We start from the raw sequence: 18771 nt of genomic DNA, 5'->3' as shown, positions 1-18771 counted from the left end.
GGTTGTTGAAGACGGGGACAGGCTGGGTGTGCGCGCGGGGGTTGTTGAAGTGGGGGACGGGCTGGGTGTGCGCGCGGGGGTTGTTGAAGTGGGGGACGGGCTGGGTGTGCGCGCGGGGGTTGTTGAAGTGGGGGACGGGCTGGGTGTGCGCGCGGGGGTTGTTGAAGTGGGGGGACGGGCTCGGTGTGCGCGCGGTGAGTTGTTGGAGAGGGAGATGGGGCCGGGTAGACCGTGTGGTCGGGGGCACGTCTCGGTTGATCAGGTGGTGATGGCGGTGTGTCTGGCGAAGGCGGCTTCGGCGGCGGGGACGGCGGCTTCGCGGTCGGTGGGGACCAGGCCGATGCGGGTGCGGCGATCCAACAGGTCGTCGACGGTGAGGGCGGCCTCATGGGTGATGGCGAAGTCGAATTCGGCTGCGGTGACGTCGATTCCGGGGGCGACCGGTTCGGCGAGGGCGGGATCGGCCAGCCAGGCGGACACGATCTGGCTCGCCTCGCTGCCGTAGCGCTCGATGAGGACCGGGGGCGCGTCGATCCGGTCGCGGGCGGCACCGGCGACCGCGCCGACCAGGGGGATCCGGGTGGTGCGGCACGGGGCGGCCGTGAGCGCGGACTGGGCGACCGCGGCGTCGACGGCGTCCTGGGCCATCTGGCGGTAGGTGGTGAGCTTGCCGCCGACGACCGTGATCAGGCCGTCGGGAGCGGTGAGGACCGCGTGTTCGCGGGAGATGTCGGCGGTGCTGTCGTCGGCGGTCTTCAGCAGCGGGCGCAGGCCGGCGAAACGGCCCCGGATATCGGCGCGCGTCAGCGGTTCGCGCAGCGCGGTGTTGATGGTGTCGAGCAGGAAGTCGATCTCGGCCTCGGTGGGCTGTGGCTCGTCGGGGATCGGGCCCGGCGCGTCCTCGTCGGTGAGACCGAGGTAGACGCGGCCGTGTGCGGCGGGCAGTGCGAAGACGAACCGGCTGATGCTGCCCGGTACCGGCACCGTCAGCGCGGCGCTGAGGCCACCGAACGCCGCGGCGTCGAAGACGAGGTGGGTACCGCGGCTGGGCCGCAGTTCGATGCTGTGGTCCACTTCGCCCGCCCAGACGCCGGTCGCGTTCACGACCGCCCGTGCTCGGACCGACAAGGTGTCGCCGGTGAGAGTGTCGCGCAGCTGGACCGAATCACCCTTCGCGGCAACGGCCTCCATGCGTGTGAGTACCGTCGCGCCGTGCGCGGCCGCTGTGCGAGCCAGCGCGACGACCAAGCGGGCGTCGTCGACGAGTTGACCGTCCCAGGCCTGCAATCCACCGCGCAGCCCGTCGCGCCGCACGGTCGGGGCCAAGCGCAGGGCCTCGGCGGCGGCCACCCGGCGTGAGCGCGGCAACGTGTCGACCGAGGTGTGCGCGGCGATCCGGAGCGCGTCACCGGCGGCGAAGCCCGCGCGGATGAGTGAGCTCTGGCCCAGCTTGATGCCGGGCAGCAAGGGAACGAGCTGGGGGAGTGGGCGCACCAGATGTGGTGCGGTGGTGCGCAGCAGGATGCCGCGTTCGACCGCGCTCTCGTGCGCGATCCCGACCCGTCCGCTCGCCAGATACCGCAGCCCCCCGTGCACCAGCTTCGAGCTCCAGCGGCTGGTGCCGAAGGCGAAGTCGTTGCGCTCCACCAGGATGGTGCGCAGTCCGCGCGCGGCGGCGTCGAGGGCGACGCCGGTTCCGGTCACACCGGCGCCGATCACCACCACGTCGACATCGGGGTTCTCGCCCAGTGCGGTGAGGTCGGTGGCGCGGCGCGCCGCGTTCAGGGTGGCGCCGGAAGCGGGGAAGTCAGCAGGCATCAGGAGTCCTTATCGGGTAGCGGGAGCAGGTAACCCTCGATAGCCCTGGACAATTCGGCGTCGAACTCCGCACCGGCCAGCAACGACTCCACCGTGCCCGCCGACTGCACCGCCGACTGGGTGATGAGCAGCAGCATGGTGGCCATGTGCTCGGCATCACCCGCCCGGATCGACCCGTCTCGGTGCCCGAGCTCGATCACGGTCGCGAACAGCCCGATCAGCGTGCGCTGATTGCGGCCGAGCCGGCCGAACACATAGGTGAGCATCAGGTCGGTGTCGGTGCGGAAGATCTTGGCGAACACCGCGTTCGACCGAATCGCCGCCGAGCCCGTCACGATGCCGTGGACCAGCCGATCCCGGCCGAGGCCGGTGTCGGGCATGGTCTCGGCGACGATCGTGCGCAGTTCACGCACCAGCAGCTCGGCGATCAGCGATCCGGTGTCGGGCCAGCGGCGGTAGACCGTCGGCCTGCTCACCCCGGCCCGCCGCGCCACCTCGGTGAGCGTGGTTCGGCGAACACCGAAGTCGACGACGCAGGCCCGCGTGGCATCGAGAATCGCCACGTCGGTGGGCGAAAGCTGGTCAGCGTGGGTCGCGAGATCGATCATCGTGCTTCACCGCCGGTGTGTTCGGTGGCGCCGGGACAGCAGCGCCGTGGTCGGGCTGGAACCGCCCAAGGGTATCGAGCGGACCAGCGGGGTTGCCGTCGCGAAGGGTCGGTAGTGACATCCGACAGCGGTACGGATGTCGACTCTGGGACATATCGTTGGTTACTGCTTGACACTATATGTCATTATGTAACGCATGGTCGAGACGCAACACGAACAAACCGGGTCCGCCACCGTGGCACCGAGCATGGTGTGGGACGCCTGGGGCGTAGCCGCCGGTCATCAGCCGCTGTCGGCGCAGATCCGTGGCCTGCTCGCGCAGGTGTTCGGGATCTCGGGCGAGCCGGTCGTGCGCCGCGACGAGAACGATGTGCCGCTGATCCCCACCACGCTCACGGACGCCGATCGGGCGGGCCTGGCGGCGATCGTCGGTGACGAACATCTCACTACCGCCGATCTCGACCGGCTGCGGCACGCGGGCGGCAAGAGCACCCCCGACCTGCTGCGCCGACGCGCGAACACACCGCAGGACGCCCCCGACGCCGTCGTCTTCCCCGCCGATCACCCGCAGGTCCTCGCGTTGCTGGAGTACTGCGCCGGACACGGCGTCGCCGTCGTGCCGTTCGGTGGCGGAACCAGCGTGGTCGGTGGTGTCGATCCCGTACGCGGGCAGTTCGGCACCGTGATCGCGCTCGATCTGCGCAGGCTCGACACACTCACCGCGGTGGATCCGGCCAGCGGCACCGCCACCCTCGGCGCCGGGCTCACCGGCCCGCAGGCCGAGGAGTTGCTCGGTGCGCACGGACTTTCGCTCGGGCACTTTCCGCAGAGTTTCGAATTCGCCAGCATCGGCGGGTTCGCCGCGACCAGGTCGTCGGGTCAGGCGTCGGCGGGCTACGGCCGGTTCGACGACATGGTCGAGCGCCTGGTGATCGCCACCCCGCAGGGCACCCTCGACCTCGGTCGCGCTCCCGCCTCGGCGGCCGGACCCGACCTGCGCGAGTTGTTCGTCGGATCCGAAGGCGCGCTCGGCATCATCACCTCGGTCACCTTGCGGGTGCACCCCGTGCCGGAAACCGTGGGTTACCAAGCCTGGTCGTTCCCCGACTTCGCCACCGGCGCCGCCGCGCTGCGCAGTGTGGTGCAGGCCGGCGCCGCGCCGACGGTGATGCGGCTGTCCGACGAGGCCGAAACGGGTCTGAATCTGGCTCGCTCTGCCGACGTCGGCGGCAATCCGGTATCGGGCTGTCTCGCCATCACCACCTTCGAAGGCAGCCGGGCCCATGTCGCGGCCCGATCGGCCGAGGCGAGCGAGCTGCTCGCCGCCGCGGGCGGCACCGCACTCGGCGAGGCGCCCGCCCAGCAGTGGGAGCACGGCCGGTTCGCCGCGCCCTACATGCGCGATGCGCTACTCGATGTCGGCGTGCTGTGCGAGACGCTCGAAACCGCCACCAGCTGGGCCAATCTGGCGAACCTCAAGGTGAAGGTCACCGGCGCGCTGATGGACGCGCTCGGTGCGCAGGGCACCCCCGCGCTGGTCATGTGCCACATCTCGCACACCTATCCGACCGGGGCGTCGCTGTACTTCACCGTCGTCGCCAAGCAACTCGACGATCCGATCGCGCAGTGGCGCATCGCCAAATCCGCCGCGAGCGACGCGATGGTCGCCGCGGGCGGCACCATCACCCACCACCACGCCGTGGGCGCCGACCACCGGCCGTGGATGGGCGCCGAAATCGGTGACCTGGGGGTTCGGGTGTTGCGTGCGGTGAAGCGCGAACTCGACCCCACCGGAGTGCTCAACCCTGGGAAGCTGGTGCCGTGAGCGAACATTCGATGCGGCGCGTCGTCGTTGTCACGAACCCGCATTCCGGGTCGGGCCGGGGCGACGACGTCGCCGAGGCGGTGCTGGCCGAACTGCGGGCGCGCGGTGTCGAGGTGGTCGAGGTGCGAGCCCCGAGCGCGGACGAGTCGGTGACACAGGTCAGGACGCTCGTCGCCGGCGAGGACCGGCCGGATGCGGTGATCTGCGTCGGCGGTGACGGGCTGATGAACGTGCTGCTGGCCGCTGTCGCACACAGCGGGGTGCCGCTCGGGCTGGTGCCCGCGGGTACCGGCAACGACCTGGCGCGCGAATTCGGGATACCGACCGGTGACCCCCGGGCGGCCGTCGAGATCGTGCTGGGCGGTCGAGCCCGGACCATCGATCTGGGGCGGATCGAATCGGCGGACGCCGCACCCACCTGGTTCGCGACTGTGGTCGGCACCGGCTTCGACGCGCGAGTCACCCTGCGCGCCAACAAGATGCGCTACCCCCGTGGTTCGCTGCGCTACACCGCTGCCGCGATCGTCGAGCTGATGCGTGGCTACACCCTGCCGTTCCGGATCGAGCTGTCCGGCCTCGCGCCCGGAGCGCTCGACAATCCGGCCGACTCCCACGTGGTGATCCTGACCGACGCGGTGATGGCGCCGATCGGCAACACCCGCACCTACGGCGGCGGCATGCTGGTGTGTCCGGAAGCACTCGCCGATGACGGGTACCTCGACATCACGGTGGTCGGCGCGGTGTCGCGGCTGGAGATGGCGCGGCTGCTGCCCGCGCTGTCGGCGGGCAAACGGATCGACCACCCGGCGACCAAGCGTTACCGGGCCCGCCGGATCACCGTCGGTGCCGAGGGCGGATACGCCACGGCCGATGGTGAGCCCGCGGGGATGTTGCCGGTGACGGTGCAGGCGATGCCGGGCGCGTTGAGCGTGCTGGTGCCCTGATCAAGCCGGGTCGAAGGCGATCCGGGACACCGCGTGCAGCGTCGGACGATCGATGATCACCACCGAGGTCGAGGACAGCGGTTGCGGGTCCGGCGCGAGGGTGGTGCCGCGGGCTCCGAGGGAGTCCAGCATCGTTTCCCAGCGCCGGCAGTGTCCCGTGAAGGCCAGGCTGTTGACGCTTCTGCCTCGACTGATCTGACCCGATCTGGCCTGCTCCGCGGGCACATCGATGAGCACCATGTGCAGTTCGCGGCGGCCCTGCGCGGTCCAGCGGGCGATCAGGCGACGGCTCCAGCGGAAGGTCGCGCAGTCGTGGATGGCGACCGGTCCGTCGCTGTCGCGGACCGCGTCGCGGATCGCGCGGTAGTGCGCGAGGTGGACCAGCGGGCGCCACAGCGAATACGGCGCCCAGCCCAAGCGGTGACGCAGGCGATTGCGGGTGTGATTCGAGTCGAGGACGAGGGCGCCGGACGCGGTCTGCACCGGCTGCTCGGCATCGGGTCCCGAGCCGAAGAAGCGGTGGAGCGCGGTGGACTTCCCCGCGCCGGGGACACCGGCGAAGACCAGAACGGTGCTGCTCGGGTAGCGCAGTTCTTCGACCGCGCTCGCGCGCAGGTCCAGCAGGGCGATCGGGGTGATGATCCTCGGTGCCGACGCGGGAACGGGAGACGAGGAATCGAGCGGGGGCGTCACCCTCTCCAGGGTCCGGTAAAACGGACAAAACGGCAATCGGGGGTTGCCCGGATATTTCGGCTGGAGGCTTGGGAGACAACGGTTTCCGCGTGTCGTCGTGGCGCGTCACAGGCCGTGCTGACCAGCGTCGGGTAGAAGCTGAGAATTCCATATGGATTCTGCTGAGTGGGGTCGATCGCCGGTAGTATCAGAGCTGTAGACGGAGTCTTCGGTGTCCCTCATCCACCGAAGATTCCGTCTTTTTTTGTGCTCGGGTAGGCGGGGAAAAAGCTCGTTGCCGCTCCCCTTAGGATTGGGACGTGACCAGCGCAGCCCCTGACAACTCGCGTAATCGTGCCGATGCCCTGCCCAAGAGCTGGAACCCCGGCGAGGTAGAGGCCGACCTGTACGAGGGCTGGGTCAACGCCGGGTACTTCGCCGCCGACGCAGCCTCGGACAAGCCGCCGTACTCGATCGTGCTGCCGCCGCCCAACGTCACCGGCACTCTGCACATGGGCCACGCGCTCGACCACACGATCATGGACCTGCTCACCCGCCGCAAGCGGATGCAGGGCTACGAGGTGCTGTGGCTGCCGGGCATGGACCACGCCGGTATCGCCACGCAGACGGTGGTGGAGAAGCAGCTCGCCGTCGACGGGAAGTCCAAAGAAGACTTCGGACGTGAGCTGTTCATCGACAAGGTGTGGGACTGGAAGCGCGAATCCGGCGGGCAGATCCAGGGGCAGATGCGTCGCCTCGGCGACGGCGTCGACTGGAGCCGCGACCGCTTCACCATGGACGACGGTCTCTCGCGCGCCGTGCAGACGATCTTCAAGCGGCTCTACGACTCGGGTCTGATCTACCGCGCCGAGCGCCTGGTGAACTGGTCGCCGGTGCTGCAGACCGGCATCTCCGACCTCGAGGTCGACCACAAGGAGGTCGACGGCGAGCTCGTGAGCATGCGGTTCGGCTCACTGAACGACGACGAACCGCACGTGATCGTCGCCACCACCCGCGTCGAGACGATGCTCGGTGACACCGCCGTCGCGGTGCACCCGGACGACGAGCGGTACAAGGCGCTGATCGGCACCACGCTGTATCACCCGATCACCGGCCGTCAGATCCCGATCGTCGCCGACGACTACGTCGACCCCGAGTTCGGTTCCGGCGCAGTGAAGATCACCCCGGCGCACGACCCCAACGACTTCGAGCTCGGCCTGCGCCACGGCCTGCCGATGCCGACGATCATGGACAAGACCGGCCGGATCGCCGACAGCGGAACAGAATTCGACGGCATGGACCGCTTCGAGGCCCGCGTGAAGATCCGCGAGCGTCTCGAGGCCGAAGGTCGCATCGTCGGTCGCAAGTTCCCCTACAAGCATCAGGTCGGTCACTCGGAGCGCTCCGGCGAGCCCATCGAGCCGCGCCTGTCGATGCAGTGGTGGGTCAAGGTCGACACGCTGGCCAAGGCCGCGGGCGACGCCGTGCGCGAAGGCGATGTGAAGATCCACCCGGCCAGCCAGGAACCGCGCTGGTTCGACTGGGTCGACAACATGCACGACTGGTGCATCTCGCGGCAGCTGTGGTGGGGTCACCGCATCCCGATCTGGTACGGCCCCGAAGGTGAGGTCGTGTGCCTGGGCCCGGGCGAGGAAGCGCCCGAGGGCTGGGTGCAGGACCCCGACGTGCTCGACACCTGGTTCTCCTCGGGTCTGTGGCCGTTCTCCACGATGGGCTGGCCCGACTCGACTCCGGAGCTGTCGAAGTTCTATCCGACCAGCGTCCTCGTCACCGGGTACGACATCCTGTTCTTCTGGGTGGCCCGGATGATGATGTTCGGCATGTACGTGAGCGACGATCCGGTGCTCGCCGCGGGTAAGGGCGGCCAGAAGCAGGTCCCGTTCGAAGACGTGTTCCTGCACGGCCTGATCCGCGATCAGCACGGCAAGAAGATGTCGAAGTCGCGCGGCAACGGCATCGACCCGCTCGACTGGATCAACTCCTACGGCGCCGACGCGCTGCGCTTCACCCTGGCCCGCGGCGCCCAGCCCGGCGGCGATCTGTCCGTCGGCGACGCGCACGCGCTGGCCTCGCGCAGCTTCGTCACCAAGCTGTTCAACGCCACCAAGTTCGCCCTGATGAACGGTGCGCGCACCGGTGAGCTGCCCCCGCGCGAGACCCTCACCGACGCCGACCGCTGGATCGTCGACCGGCTCGACGCGGTCCGCGCCGAGGTCGACACCGCCTTCGACGCCTACGAATTCGGCAAGGCCTGCGAGGCGCTCTATCACTTCGCGTGGGACGAGCTGTGCGACTGGTACCTGGAGCTGTCCAAGGTGCAGTTCGCCGAATCCGACGCGCGCGCCGAGAGCACCGCGGTGGTGCTCGGCAGTGTGCTCGACGCGGTGCTGCGCCTGCTGCACCCGGTGATCCCGTTCGTCACCGAGACTCTGTGGAAGGCGCTCACCGGTGGCGAATCGGTGGTGATCGCCGCGTGGCCCGAGGCCAGTGGCGTCGCGACCGACGAACTCGCCGCGCAGCGAGTGGCCGATACGCAGCGGTTGATCACCGAGATCCGCCGGTTCCGCGGCGATCAGGGCCTGGCCGACAAGCAGAAGGTGAAGGCCACTCTCGTCGGGATCGAAGAGGTCGGGCTCGGCGGGTTCGCCGACTCGGTGGCCAACCTGGCCCGGCTCACCGAACCGGGCGAGGACTTCGCCACCACCGCCGAGGTGGAGGTGCGGCTGTCCGGCGGCACCGTCACCGTGCAGCTCGACACCTCCGGCGCGATCGACCTCGACGCCGAGCGTCGCCGGTTGGAGAAGGATCTCGCGGCCGCGCAGAAGGACCTCGACACCACCACGGCCAAGCTCGGCAACGAGGCCTTCCTGGCCAAGGCGCCGCAGCCGGTCGTCGACAAGATCACCGGTCGACGTGATGTGGCCGCGGCCGAAGTCACGCGCATCGGCGCCCGTCTGGCGGAGCTGAGCGCCAAGTGAGCGACATGGGCCCCGGTGACCTCGACCCCGAAGACGCCGACTTCGGTGGCAGCGACTACAGCGCGGCCCAGCTCAGCACCGGGCCGTCGCCGGTCGACCTCGCCGAGATGGCGCTGGTCGAGGCCGAGCTCGACAAGCGCTGGCCCGAAACCAAGATCGAACCCTCGCTCACCAGGATCGCCACCCTGATGGATCTGCTGGGCAACCCGCAGAACAACTATCCGGCGATTCATGTCGCGGGCACCAACGGCAAGACCTCGGTGACCCGGATGATCGACGCCCTGCTCACCGCCCTGCATCGGCGCACCGGCCGGATCACCAGCCCGCACCTGCAGCTGGCGACCGAGCGGATCAGCATCGACAACGCGCCGATCTCCCCGGCCGGCTATGTGGCGACCTACCACGAGCTCGCGCCCTATATCGGCATGATCGACCAGCGTTCCGCCGAATCCGACGGCCCGGCGATGAGCAAGTTCGAGGTGCTCACCGGCATGGCCTACGCCGCGTTCGCCGAGGCGCCGGTCGACGTGGCCGTCGTGGAAACCGGGATGGGTGGCACCTGGGACGCCACCAATGTGATCCACGCGCAGGTCGCGGTGATCACCCCGATCGGCCTCGACCATACCGAGTACCTCGGCCCGGATCTCGAGTCGATCGCCAAGGAGAAGGCCGGGATCATCAAGCGCGCACCCGAGGCGCTGATCCCGACCGACACCGTCGCGGTGATCGCCGAGCAGGAGCCCGAGGTGATGGACGTGCTGCTGCGCCGGGCCGTCGCCGAAGACGCCGCGGTGGCCCGCGAGGGCGCGGAGTTCCGGGTGCTGGAACGGGGCGTCGCCGTCGGTGGACAGCTGCTCACCCTCCAGGGGCTCGGCGGTGTCTACGACGAGATCTTCCTGCCGCTGCACGGCGAGCACCAGGCCCGCAACGCGGCGCTGGCGCTGGCCGCGGTGGAGGCGTTCTTCGGGGCGGGCGCGGATCGTCAGCTCGATATCGAGGCCGTGCGCGCCGGTTTCGCGACGGTGGCCAGCCCGGGGCGGATGGAACGGATGCGCAACGCGCCGACCATCTTCGTCGACGCCGCCCACAACCCGGCGGGTGCGCAGGCGCTGGCCGCGACGCTCGCCGGCGAGTTCGACTTCCGCAAGCTGGTCGGGGTGGTCGCGGTGCTCGCCGACAAGGACGCGGCCGGGATCCTCGACGCGCTCGAACCGGTCTTCGACGAAATCGTCGTCACCAGCAACGGCTCCCCGCGGGCCATGGACGTGGACTCGCTGGCCGACCTGGCCGTGCAGCGGTTCGGCGATGAACGCGTGATCACCGCCGAGACCCTGCCCGACGCGCTGGAGTCGGCGATCGCGCTGGCCGAGCAGGCGGGCGACGAGGGCGACGTGATCTCCGGTGCAGGCGTGGTGGTCACCGGATCGGTCGTCACCGCGGGCGCGGCACGCGCCCTGTTCGGAAAGGCTCCGGCGTGAGTAAAGAAGAAGTGCCTCCTCCCGCCAACGATCCGTGGAAGGGTCTGCGCGGCGTCATGGCGGGGACGTTGATCCTCGAGGCGATCGTGGTGTTGCTGGCTTTGCCGGTGGTCGCCGACGTGGGCGGCGGTGTCACGTTGTTCTCCGGAACCTATCTCGTGGTGCTCTCGCTGCTGATGATCCTGGGCGCGGGTGTGCAGCGGAAGCCGTGGGCGATCCCGTTCAACCTGAGCCTGCAGGTGTTGCTGCTCGCGGGCGCCTTCATCCACCTCTCGATCGGCGTGATCGCGGTGGTGTTCATCGCGGTCTGGGCGTTCATCCTCGTCCTGCGCTCGGATGTCCAGCGCCGAATGGACGCGGGACTGCTCCCCAGCCAGCGAATGGGCACCAAGTCCTGACCGCTCGAGGGCCCGATCGGCGTGCTGACACAGCCGACGCTAGGGTTATCCCGTGACTGAGCAGACGTTGGTACTCATCAAGCCGGACGGTGTCTCCCGAGGCCTCACCGGCGAGATCCTCGCGCGCATCGAGCGCAAGGGCCTCACTTTCCAGGCGCTGGAGCTGAAGAACGTGTCCGCGGAACTCGCGGCTGAGCACTACGCCGAACATGCCGAGCGGCCCTTCTTCGGCTCGCTCATCGAATTCATCACCTCCGGCCCGGTCGTCGCGGCCGTGCTCGAAGGCCCGCGCGCGATCGCGGCGTTCCGTCAGCTCGCCGGTGGCACCGACCCGGTAGAGAAGGCCGTGCCCGGCACCATCCGCGGCGACTTCGGCCTGGAGACCCAGTTCAACCTGGTCCACGGATCCGACTCGCCCGAGTCCGCCAAGCGCGAGATCGCCCTCTGGTTCCCCGAATTTCCCGCCTGACCCGCAGCGGTCGGTAGCGCAGCAAAGGTAGAAGGACACCCGGTCAGGCGGTATCGAACTCCGCTCGGCCGGGGCGCCCTCGCTTGCCGGATCCACCGGGTGATACCACGGCCGTGAGCGGGGCGGAGTTCGCGTGAGTTGCGCCGATGGCGATCCCCGCGCGAACCGTATGGGATACTGATTACGGATGTGTTCGACGCCGACCTGTCGCGCAGGTACGTGACGCGGTGTCGGACATGACCGGATGACACCGCGGTTGATGCCGATCATCGCTGCCACGGACGGCCCTGTTGCTGGGGTTGCCCGCGCAGGCACGCTGGATGAGCGCTCGAAAGCGCGGTGCCACGCCGTACAGCCAGGCGCCGTGTGACCGGTTGGCGCGCCAGACGATCGATCAAGGTGCGACCGGACACGCGGGGCGAGACCAGATGACCCTCGTACCATCGGGTACGAGGTGCACGGACGATGCCCCCGCGTCGGCCGCGTCACTCCCGTACCGGGGAAGGACGCGCCCGGGGGCCCGAGGAGACTTCGTGGCCGAAAAAGAGCCGCTGGACACAACACAACAGGATGCCGATCAATTGCCGGAGCGAATTCGAGTTCATGCACTGGCCAAACGGTTGGGAGTGACCAGCAAACGCATCCTGGCCAAACTGGCCGAGCTGGGCGCCGAGGCGCGCAGCGTTCAATCCAATGTCGACCGTTCGGTCGCCGAAACGGTGCGCGACGCGATCGCCGCCGCTGACGCCGAACCCGGCGTCCCCGACGAGGCACCAGCACCGACTACGCGCGCGAAGAAGCGCGCCGCGTCCACACCCGTCGCCGAGCAGCCGGCCGACACCTCAGCGGCGCCCGCGTCGCTGTTCTCCGCGCCGCACGTCGCGCGCACCGACGAGGTGTTCGCCGCGATGCGCGACGACGCGCACACCGATCTGTTCACCCACCGGGTGTCCGAAAACCCCGCGCAGGCCGAGCCGGTCACCTTCGAGGCGCCCGCCTCGGTGGGCATGCCGCTGTTCCTCCCGCCGGACGCCACCGCCGCCGAGGAGGCCCGCAAGCGCCGTCGCGCCGAGCGGACCCCCAAGAAGACCGAAGAGCCCGCCGCACCGCCGGTCGACGAGCAGCCCGCCGCGCCGAAGGCCGAGGAGCCCGAAGCCGAGGTCGACGACGAGTCCGCCGATCAGTCCGGTGACAACGACGCCGACGGCCAGCCGCGGCGCCGTCGCCGTGGCCGCCGTGGCCGTGGTCGCGGTCGTGGCGAGCAGTCCGCCGACGGTGAGGACAACGAGTCCGACACCGATGACGACGACACCGACGAGGCCGAGCAGCCGGCCGAGCAGGTCGGCGCCGAGGCCGAACAGGCCGAGGACACCGAATCCGAGACCGATGACGAAGACGGATCCTCCGATGGCGCGAGCCGTCGTCGCCGTCGTCGTCGCCGTCGCAAGGTCGGTGGTGAGTCCGGCGACGCCGAGGCGGCCACCGAAGACGATCCGCCGAACACCGTCGTGCACGAGCGTGAGCCCCGCAACAAGCGTCGCGAACGTTCCAGTGCGAGCAACCCCGACGAAGTGCAGGGCATCTCCGGCTCCACCCGGCTGGAAGCGAAGCGTCAGCGTCGCCGTGACGGCCGGGAAGCCGGGCGTCGTCGTCCGCCGATCCTGACCGAGTCGGAGTTCCTGGCCCGCCGCGAAGCGGTCGACCGGGTGATGGTCGTGCGCGAGAAGGCGTTCGACCCCGCCGAGCACGCGCCCGGTCACCAGACCACCACCCAGGTGGCGGTCCTCGAGGACAACATCCTCGTCGAGCACTTCGTCACCAGTTCCGGTCAGGCGTCGATGGTGGGCAACGTCTACCTCGGCAAGGTCCAGAACGTGCTGCCCAGCATGGAAGCGGCGTTCATCGACATCGGCCGCGGCCGCAACGGTGTGCTCTACGCCGGTGAGGTGAACTGGGAAGCCGCCGGTCTCGGCGGTCGCGAGCGCAAGATCGAGCAGGCGCTCAAGCCCGGCGATCAGGTGCTGGTGCAGGTGTCCAAGGACCCGGTGGGTCACAAGGGCGCCCGTCTCACCACCCAGATCTCCCTCGCGGGTCGCTTCCTGGTGTACGTGCCCGGTGGCACTTCCACCGGGATCAGCCGGAAGCTGCCCGATACCGAGCGCAAGCGGCTCAAGGAGATCCTGCGCGAGATCGTCCCGTCCGACGCCGGGGTGATCATCCGGACCGCGTCCGAGGGTGTCAGCGAGCCCGAACTGGCTCGCGACGTCGAGCGGCTGCAGGCTGCCTGGCGCACCATCGAAGAGGCCGCCGCCAAGGAGACCAACGCACCGAAGGCCCTCTACGAAGAGCCCGACATGCTGGTCAAGGTCATCCGCGACCTGTTCAACGAGGACTTCGCCAAGCTGGTCATCGAAGGTGACCGCGCGTGGAGCACCGTCGAAACCTATGTCCGTACGGTGGCGCCCGACCTGCTGCCGCGGGTCAACCGGCACGAGAACAACGGTGTCGACGTGTTCGACGCCTTCCGGATCGACGAGCAGCTGGCCAAGGCGCTCGATCGCAAGGTGTGGCTGCCCTCGGGCGGCACCCTGGTGATCGACCGCACCGAGGCGATGACCGTCGTCGACGTCAACACCGGCAAGTTCACCGGCTCGGGCTCGTCGAACCTCGAAGAGACCGTCACCAAGAACAACCTGGAAGCGGCCGAGGAGATCGTGCGCCAGATGCGGCTGCGCGATATCGGCGGCATGATCGTCGTCGACTTCATCGACATGGTCCTCGAATCCAACCGTGACCTGGTGCTCCGTCGTCTCACCGAGGCGCTCGGGCGCGACCGCACCCGCCACCAGGTGTCGGAGGTCACCTCGCTGGGCCTGGTCCAGATGACCCGCAAGAAGCTGGGTACCGGACTGGTCGAGGCGTTCTCCACCACCTGTGAGCACTGCCACGGTCGCGGCATTCTCGTGCACTCCTACCCGGTGGATTCCGGGTCCGGGGTCGAGGAACCGCGGTCGAAGGAGGGCGGTTCGCGTCGTCGTCGCGGTAAGGATCGCGACAAGCCGGCGGCCACCGCGGCGCCCGCGACCAACGGCACCGCACCGGCCGCCGAGCACGCCGAAGAGGACATCGCGGTCAAGCGGGCCCACCCGGTGGTACTCGCGATGGCAGGTCATCACGACGACGAGCACAGCGACGAGCACACCGAGGTCGTCGAGGAAACGCCCGCCGAGCCCAGCAGGTCGCGGTCGCGTTCGCGATCGCGCCGGTCGGGTCGTGGTGCCGCCGCGGCGAATACCGAGCAGAGCACCGAGGGCCCGCTCACCGGGGTCATCTCCGGTGAGGCCGAGCCCAAGGCTGTCGAGCCCGAGGTCGAGGAAGAGGCGGTGATCTCCGCCCCGGCCGAGACCGCCGCTGTGGCCGAGCCGCCGGTCGTCGAGACCCCGCAACCGGCTCCGGTCGCCGAGCCCGAACCGGCCGCCGCCGCCGAGGAACCCGCACCGCGGGCGCCTCGTAGGCGTCGCGTAGCCCGGTCGACGGCAGCGCCCGCACCGGACAGCGCGGGAGCCGTGTTCGTCCTGTCGGCGAACGAGCAGCCGCCCGCGGCGGCCGTCGTGGACTTCGCGGCGGAGCCCGTGGTCGTCCCGGAGCGCAAGCCGCGTCGTCGCGCCGTGGGTCGTCCCGCGGGCGCGCCGGCCGCCGAATCGAAGTAACCCGATGCTTGCGTGCGCGGATCGCTCCGCGCACGCAAGCCCTCGATTCGGCCCCTGACCGGCCGAATTGGGGGAGTGGATACCATTCTGGTAACCTAGGTCGGTCGCTGCCCAGTGATTGAGCATCCAGCCGAGCAGGCCGGGTGATACCGCAGGCAGCAAACGTTCTTCCCCCGCTCGTGCGGGGATGAGCCCAGGAATACGCGTCGCAGCTGCGCCGTGGACATGTGCAGGACCAATGTGAGTGGAGGAAGCCGACCGATGGCAGCGTACGCAATCGTCAAGACCGGCGGAAAGCAGTACAAGGTCGCGGTCGGTGACCTGGTGAAGGTCGAGAAGATCGAGGGCGCGGTCGGCACCGCCGTGGCGCTGACCCCGGTTCTCGTCGTCGACGGTACCGATCTGACCACCGACGCCGACAAGCTGGCCAAGATCTCCGTGGCCGCTGAGGTCATCGACCAGACCAAGGGCCCGAAGATCCGGATCCACAAGTTCAAGAACAAGACCGGCTACCACAAGCGCCAGGGTCACCGTCAGCCGCTGACGGTCATCAAGGTCACCGGCATCAAGTAAGAATTTTCCCGAGGAGACGAAGCAATGGCACATAAGAAGGGCGCATCCAGCTCCCGGAACGGCCGCGATTCGAACGCCCAGCGCCTCGGCGTGAAGCGTTTCGGCGGCCAGAAGGTCAGCGCGGGCGAGATCCTGGTCCGTCAGCGTGGAACTCACTTCCACCCGGGCGTGAACGTCGGCCGTGGTGGCGACGACACGCTGTTCGCCCTCGAGGCGGGCGCGGTCGAGTTCGGCACCAAGCGTGGCCGCAAGACCGTCAACATCGTCGTTCCGGAGCCGGTCCAGGCCTGACCGCCTGGAGCTTCGCTCCCCACAGACACCAGAGCGGGTCAGGGTTGATTCCCTGACCCGCTCTGTCGTGTTCTCCCTACCCCTTACCGCAAACGACTAGTCAGAAGGAGGAGGATCAACCCATGTCCAAATTCATCGACCGCGTCGTGCTGCATGTTCGTGCCGGTAGAGGTGGACACGGTTGCGCCTCGGTGCATCGTGAGAAGTTCAAGCCGCTCGGTGGGCCGGACGGCGGCAACGGCGGCAGTGGTGGCGACGTGATCCTCGAGGTCGACGCCAACGTCCACACCCTGCTCGATTTCCATTTCCACCCCAACGCCAAGGCCGGCAACGGCAAGCCGGGCGAGGGCAGCAACCGAGAGGGCAAGAACGGCGCCGATCTGGTGCTGCAGGTCCCCGACGGAACGGTCGTCGTCGATGACGACGGCAAGGTGGTCTGCGACCTCGTCGGCGCGGGCAACCGGTTCATCATCGCCCGCGGCGGACGCGGTGGCCTCGGCAACGCCTCGCTGGCGTCCAAGGCACGCAAGGCGCCCGGTTTCGCGCTGCTCGGTGAAGAGGGCGACGAGGTCGACGTCGTACTCGAGCTGAAGTCGGTCGCCGACGTCGGACTCGTCGGCTTCCCGTCCGCGGGCAAGTCGTCGCTGGTCTCGGTGCTGTCCGCGGCCAAGCCGAAGATCGCCGATTACCCGTTCACCACGCTGGTCCCCAACTTGGGCGTCGTGCTGTCCGGTGACACGACCTTCACCATCGCCGACGTGCCCGGACTGATCCCCGGTGCCAGCGAAGGCCGCGGCCTCGGCCTGGACTTTCTGCGCCACATCGAACGCTGCGCGGTACTCGCCCACGTCGTCGACTGCGCGACCCTGGAACCCGGCCGCGACCCGGTCTCCGACGTCGATGCACTCGAGGCCGAGCTCGCTGCCTACAAGCCCGCCTTGTCAGGTGACGCCAGCCTCGGTGATCTGGCCGACCGCCCGCGCGTGGTCATCCTCAACAAGACCGACGTGCCCGATGCGGCCGAGCTGGCCGAAATGGTGTCCGCTGAGTTCGCCGAGCGTGGCTGGCCGGTGTTCGAGATCTCCGCCGTGAGCCGCGCTGGCCTGCGCCCGTTGACGTTCGCGCTGGCCGACATGGTTCGTCAGTATCGCGAGGATCACCCCAAGGCCGCGCCCAAGCGCACCATCATCCGCCCGATCGCGACCGACGAGACCGGTTTCAGCGTCATCGCCGACCCGGAGGAGGCGGGTGGTTTCATCGTGCGCGGCACGCGCCCCGAGCGCTGGATTCGCCAGACCGACTTCAACAACGACGAGGCCGTCGGCTACCTGGCCGACCGGTTGGCCCGCCTCGGCGTCGAAGCCGAGCTGGTCAAACAGGGTGCGCAGCCGGGCTGCCCGGTCACCATCGCCGGTGTGACCTTCGAATGGGAGCCGATGATCTCGGCGGGTGTCGATATGCAGCCGACCGGCCGCGGAACCGACCTCCGGCTCGAGACCAACGATCGTATCGGTGCGGCCGAGCGCAAGCTCGCCTCGCAGGCGCGGCGTGGTCTGCTCGACGAAAACGGCGAACGCAAAGAGTGAGGTGGGTCGCGCCCGGCGAAAATCGCTGTCGGGCGCGGCCATTGGATCGGCATACTGCGATGGTTGACGAGGTAGCTCGGTGATCGTGGTGCAGGGAGTTGAACGATGCAGGTGGGTTCGGAGCTGAGTCAGGGACGCGCGGCGATCGTGTCGGCGCGCACCGTGGTGGTGAAGATCGGCTCGTCGGCGTTGACCAGCCTCGAAGGTGGCCTCGACACCGCCCGCCTCGATCTGCTGGCCGACGCGGTCGAGGCGCGGATGCGGGCCGGTTCGGACGTGGTGGTCGTGTCCTCGGGCGCGATCGGCGCGGGACTCGCTCCGCTCGGTCTGTCGAAACGGCCCAAGGACCTCGCGACCAAGCAGGCCGCGGCCAGCGTCGGACAGCTGGCTCTCGCCCACGCATGGGGCACTTCGTTCGCCCGCTATGACCGCACCGTCGGCCAGATCCTGCTCTCCGCCGACGATTTCGCCCGCCGTGAGCATCACCGCAACGCCCAGCGCACGCTGGACCGGTTGCGTTCGCTCGGCGCGATCGCGGTGGTGAACGAGAACGACACGGTCGCCACCGAGGAGATCCGCTTCGGCGACAACGACCGGCTCGCCGCCCTGGTGGCGCATCTGGTGGGTGCTGACGCTCTGATCCTGCTGTCGGACGTGGCCGGTCTCTACGATGGTGATCCGCGCAAGGGCGCCGCCAATTTCATTCCCGAGGTGCGCAGCAGCGCCGACCTCGACGGCGTCATCGCGGGTAGCGGTGGTGCGCTCGGGACCGGTGGCATGGCCTCCAAGCTCTCCGCTGCCCGTCTCGCGGCTGACGCGGGCATTCCCGTTCTGCTGGCCTCTGCCGCTGATGCATCGGTCGCCCTCACCGGTGGCACTGTGGGCACGGCGTTCGCTGCTCGGCCGATCCGGCTCTCCGGTCGTAAGTTCTGGGTTCGTCATGCCGCTGATCCGCGGGGTGCGGTTCTGCTCGATGCGGGGGCGGTTGATGCGGTGGCTCAGCGGCACTCGTTGTTGGCGGCGGGGATCACCGGTATTCGTGGCCGGTTCTTCGGGGGGGACGTGGTCGATCTGGTCAGTCCTGATGACGAGGTTGTCGCTCGGGGGGTTATCGAATATGACAGTGGTGAGCTCGTCTCGATGCTCGGCCGGTCTACGACTGATCTTCCGGACACTATGCAGCGTCCGGTGATTCATGCGGACGATCTGGTCAAGGTCTGAACGGAGACTTCGTTCTCGGTCGTGTGGTCGACAGGCGCGGGCCGCAAAGTGATGGCCCGGGATTGGGTAGTCCCAGAACGGTGCACGCTGTGTTTATTGGCGCGCTGGCGCGCGCGTGTCCGCGGCCCTGAGGGGCCGCCGGTCAGGCACCGGTGCTTGCTCCTTCGTCGCCTACGCAC

At 68.9% G+C, this 18771-nt stretch carries 15 protein-coding genes; 11 read left to right on the top strand and 4 right to left on the bottom strand.

Translation table 11 applies throughout. From position 1 onward, the window contains the following. From ACFTS5_RS33985 to ACFTS5_RS33975, 3 genes are all read right to left on the bottom strand, one after another. The coding region (locus ACFTS5_RS33985; RefSeq protein ID WP_378639427.1) for a hypothetical protein at nt 1–247 on the bottom strand (247 nt) is incomplete at its 3' end. Nucleotides 248–258: 11 nt separating this feature from the next. After that, a complete protein-coding gene (locus ACFTS5_RS33980) occupies nt 259–1818 on the bottom strand; it encodes an FAD-dependent oxidoreductase (RefSeq protein WP_378639424.1) in 1560 nt (519 codons plus the stop codon). Next, a complete protein-coding gene (locus tag ACFTS5_RS33975; protein WP_378639422.1) occupies nt 1818–2426 on the bottom strand; it encodes a TetR/AcrR family transcriptional regulator in 609 nt (202 codons plus the stop codon). Before ACFTS5_RS33975 ends, ACFTS5_RS33980 begins: the two co-directional genes overlap by 1 nt. 196 nt (nt 2427–2622) lie before the next feature. On the opposite strand from ACFTS5_RS33975, the gene ACFTS5_RS33970 reads away from it, so the two are divergent. Both ACFTS5_RS33970 and ACFTS5_RS33965 read left to right on the top strand, forming a co-directional pair. After that, the gene (locus ACFTS5_RS33970; protein ID WP_378639419.1) at nt 2623–4251 is read left to right on the top strand and encodes an FAD-binding oxidoreductase; all 1629 of its coding nucleotides are present in this window, start codon (nt 2623–2625) and stop codon (nt 4249–4251) included. Then, on the top strand, nt 4248–5195 hold the full coding sequence (locus ACFTS5_RS33965) for a YegS/Rv2252/BmrU family lipid kinase (RefSeq protein WP_378639416.1): 948 nt from the start codon (nt 4248–4250) through the stop codon (nt 5193–5195). The genes ACFTS5_RS33970 and ACFTS5_RS33965 overlap by 4 nt, the downstream gene beginning before the upstream one ends. On the opposite strand, the gene ACFTS5_RS33960 is transcribed toward ACFTS5_RS33965, so the two are convergent. Then, on the bottom strand, nt 5196–5888 hold the full coding sequence (locus tag ACFTS5_RS33960) for an AAA family ATPase (RefSeq protein WP_378639414.1): 693 nt from the start codon (nt 5886–5888) through the stop codon (nt 5196–5198). It abuts the gene before it with no gap. A gap of 299 nt (nt 5889–6187) precedes the next feature. Here ACFTS5_RS33960 and ACFTS5_RS33955 point away from each other — a divergent pair, with 299 nt between their 5' ends. From ACFTS5_RS33955 to proB, 9 genes are all read left to right on the top strand, one after another. Further along, a complete protein-coding gene (locus ACFTS5_RS33955; protein ID WP_378639411.1) occupies nt 6188–8866 on the top strand; it encodes a valine--tRNA ligase in 2679 nt (892 codons plus the stop codon). A gap of 107 nt (nt 8867–8973) precedes the next feature. Further along, entirely contained in the window at nt 8974–10344 is a 1371-nt protein-coding gene (locus tag ACFTS5_RS33950; protein WP_378639431.1) for a bifunctional folylpolyglutamate synthase/dihydrofolate synthase, read from the top strand. A 56-nt stretch (nt 10345–10400) separates the two neighbouring features. Further along, nucleotides 10401–10742, top strand: coding sequence for a DUF4233 domain-containing protein (locus tag ACFTS5_RS33945; RefSeq protein WP_378639429.1), 342 nt, complete (start codon nt 10401–10403; stop codon nt 10740–10742). A gap of 52 nt (nt 10743–10794) precedes the next feature. Then, nucleotides 10795–11211: a nucleoside-diphosphate kinase gene (gene ndk / locus ACFTS5_RS33940; protein WP_266298471.1), complete on the top strand. Its 417-nt coding sequence runs from the start codon at nt 10795–10797 to the stop codon at nt 11209–11211. A 533-nt stretch (nt 11212–11744) separates the two neighbouring features. Next, nucleotides 11745–14921 carry a translation initiation factor IF-2 N-terminal domain-containing protein gene (locus ACFTS5_RS33935; protein WP_378639408.1) on the top strand — a complete coding sequence of 1059 codons (3177 nt, stop codon included), beginning with the start codon at nt 11745–11747 and terminating at the stop codon, nt 14919–14921. Between the two features lie 261 nt (nt 14922–15182). Next, on the top strand, nt 15183–15494 hold the full coding sequence (gene rplU, locus ACFTS5_RS33930; RefSeq protein WP_067456085.1) for a 50S ribosomal protein L21: 312 nt from the start codon (nt 15183–15185) through the stop codon (nt 15492–15494). A gap of 24 nt (nt 15495–15518) precedes the next feature. Beyond that, nucleotides 15519–15785 (top strand): 50S ribosomal protein L27, encoded by a 267-nt coding sequence (gene rpmA, locus ACFTS5_RS33925; protein WP_056821498.1) that lies wholly within the window; start codon nt 15519–15521, stop codon nt 15783–15785. 122 nt (nt 15786–15907) lie between these two features. Further along, a complete protein-coding gene (gene obgE, locus ACFTS5_RS33920) occupies nt 15908–17371 on the top strand; it encodes a GTPase ObgE (RefSeq protein WP_062985264.1) in 1464 nt (487 codons plus the stop codon). Between the two features lie 105 nt (nt 17372–17476). Beyond that, nucleotides 17477–18592, top strand: a complete 1116-nt coding sequence (gene proB / locus ACFTS5_RS33915; RefSeq protein WP_378639404.1) for a glutamate 5-kinase — start codon at nt 17477–17479, stop codon at nt 18590–18592. The last annotated feature ends 179 nt before the right edge of the window (nt 18593–18771 follow it).

This window comes from Nocardia sp. NPDC056952 (assembly GCF_042674185.1).
Lineage (GTDB): Bacteria > Actinomycetota > Actinomycetes > Mycobacteriales > Mycobacteriaceae > Nocardia.
This window is presented reverse-complemented; position numbering and strand designations above follow the sequence as displayed.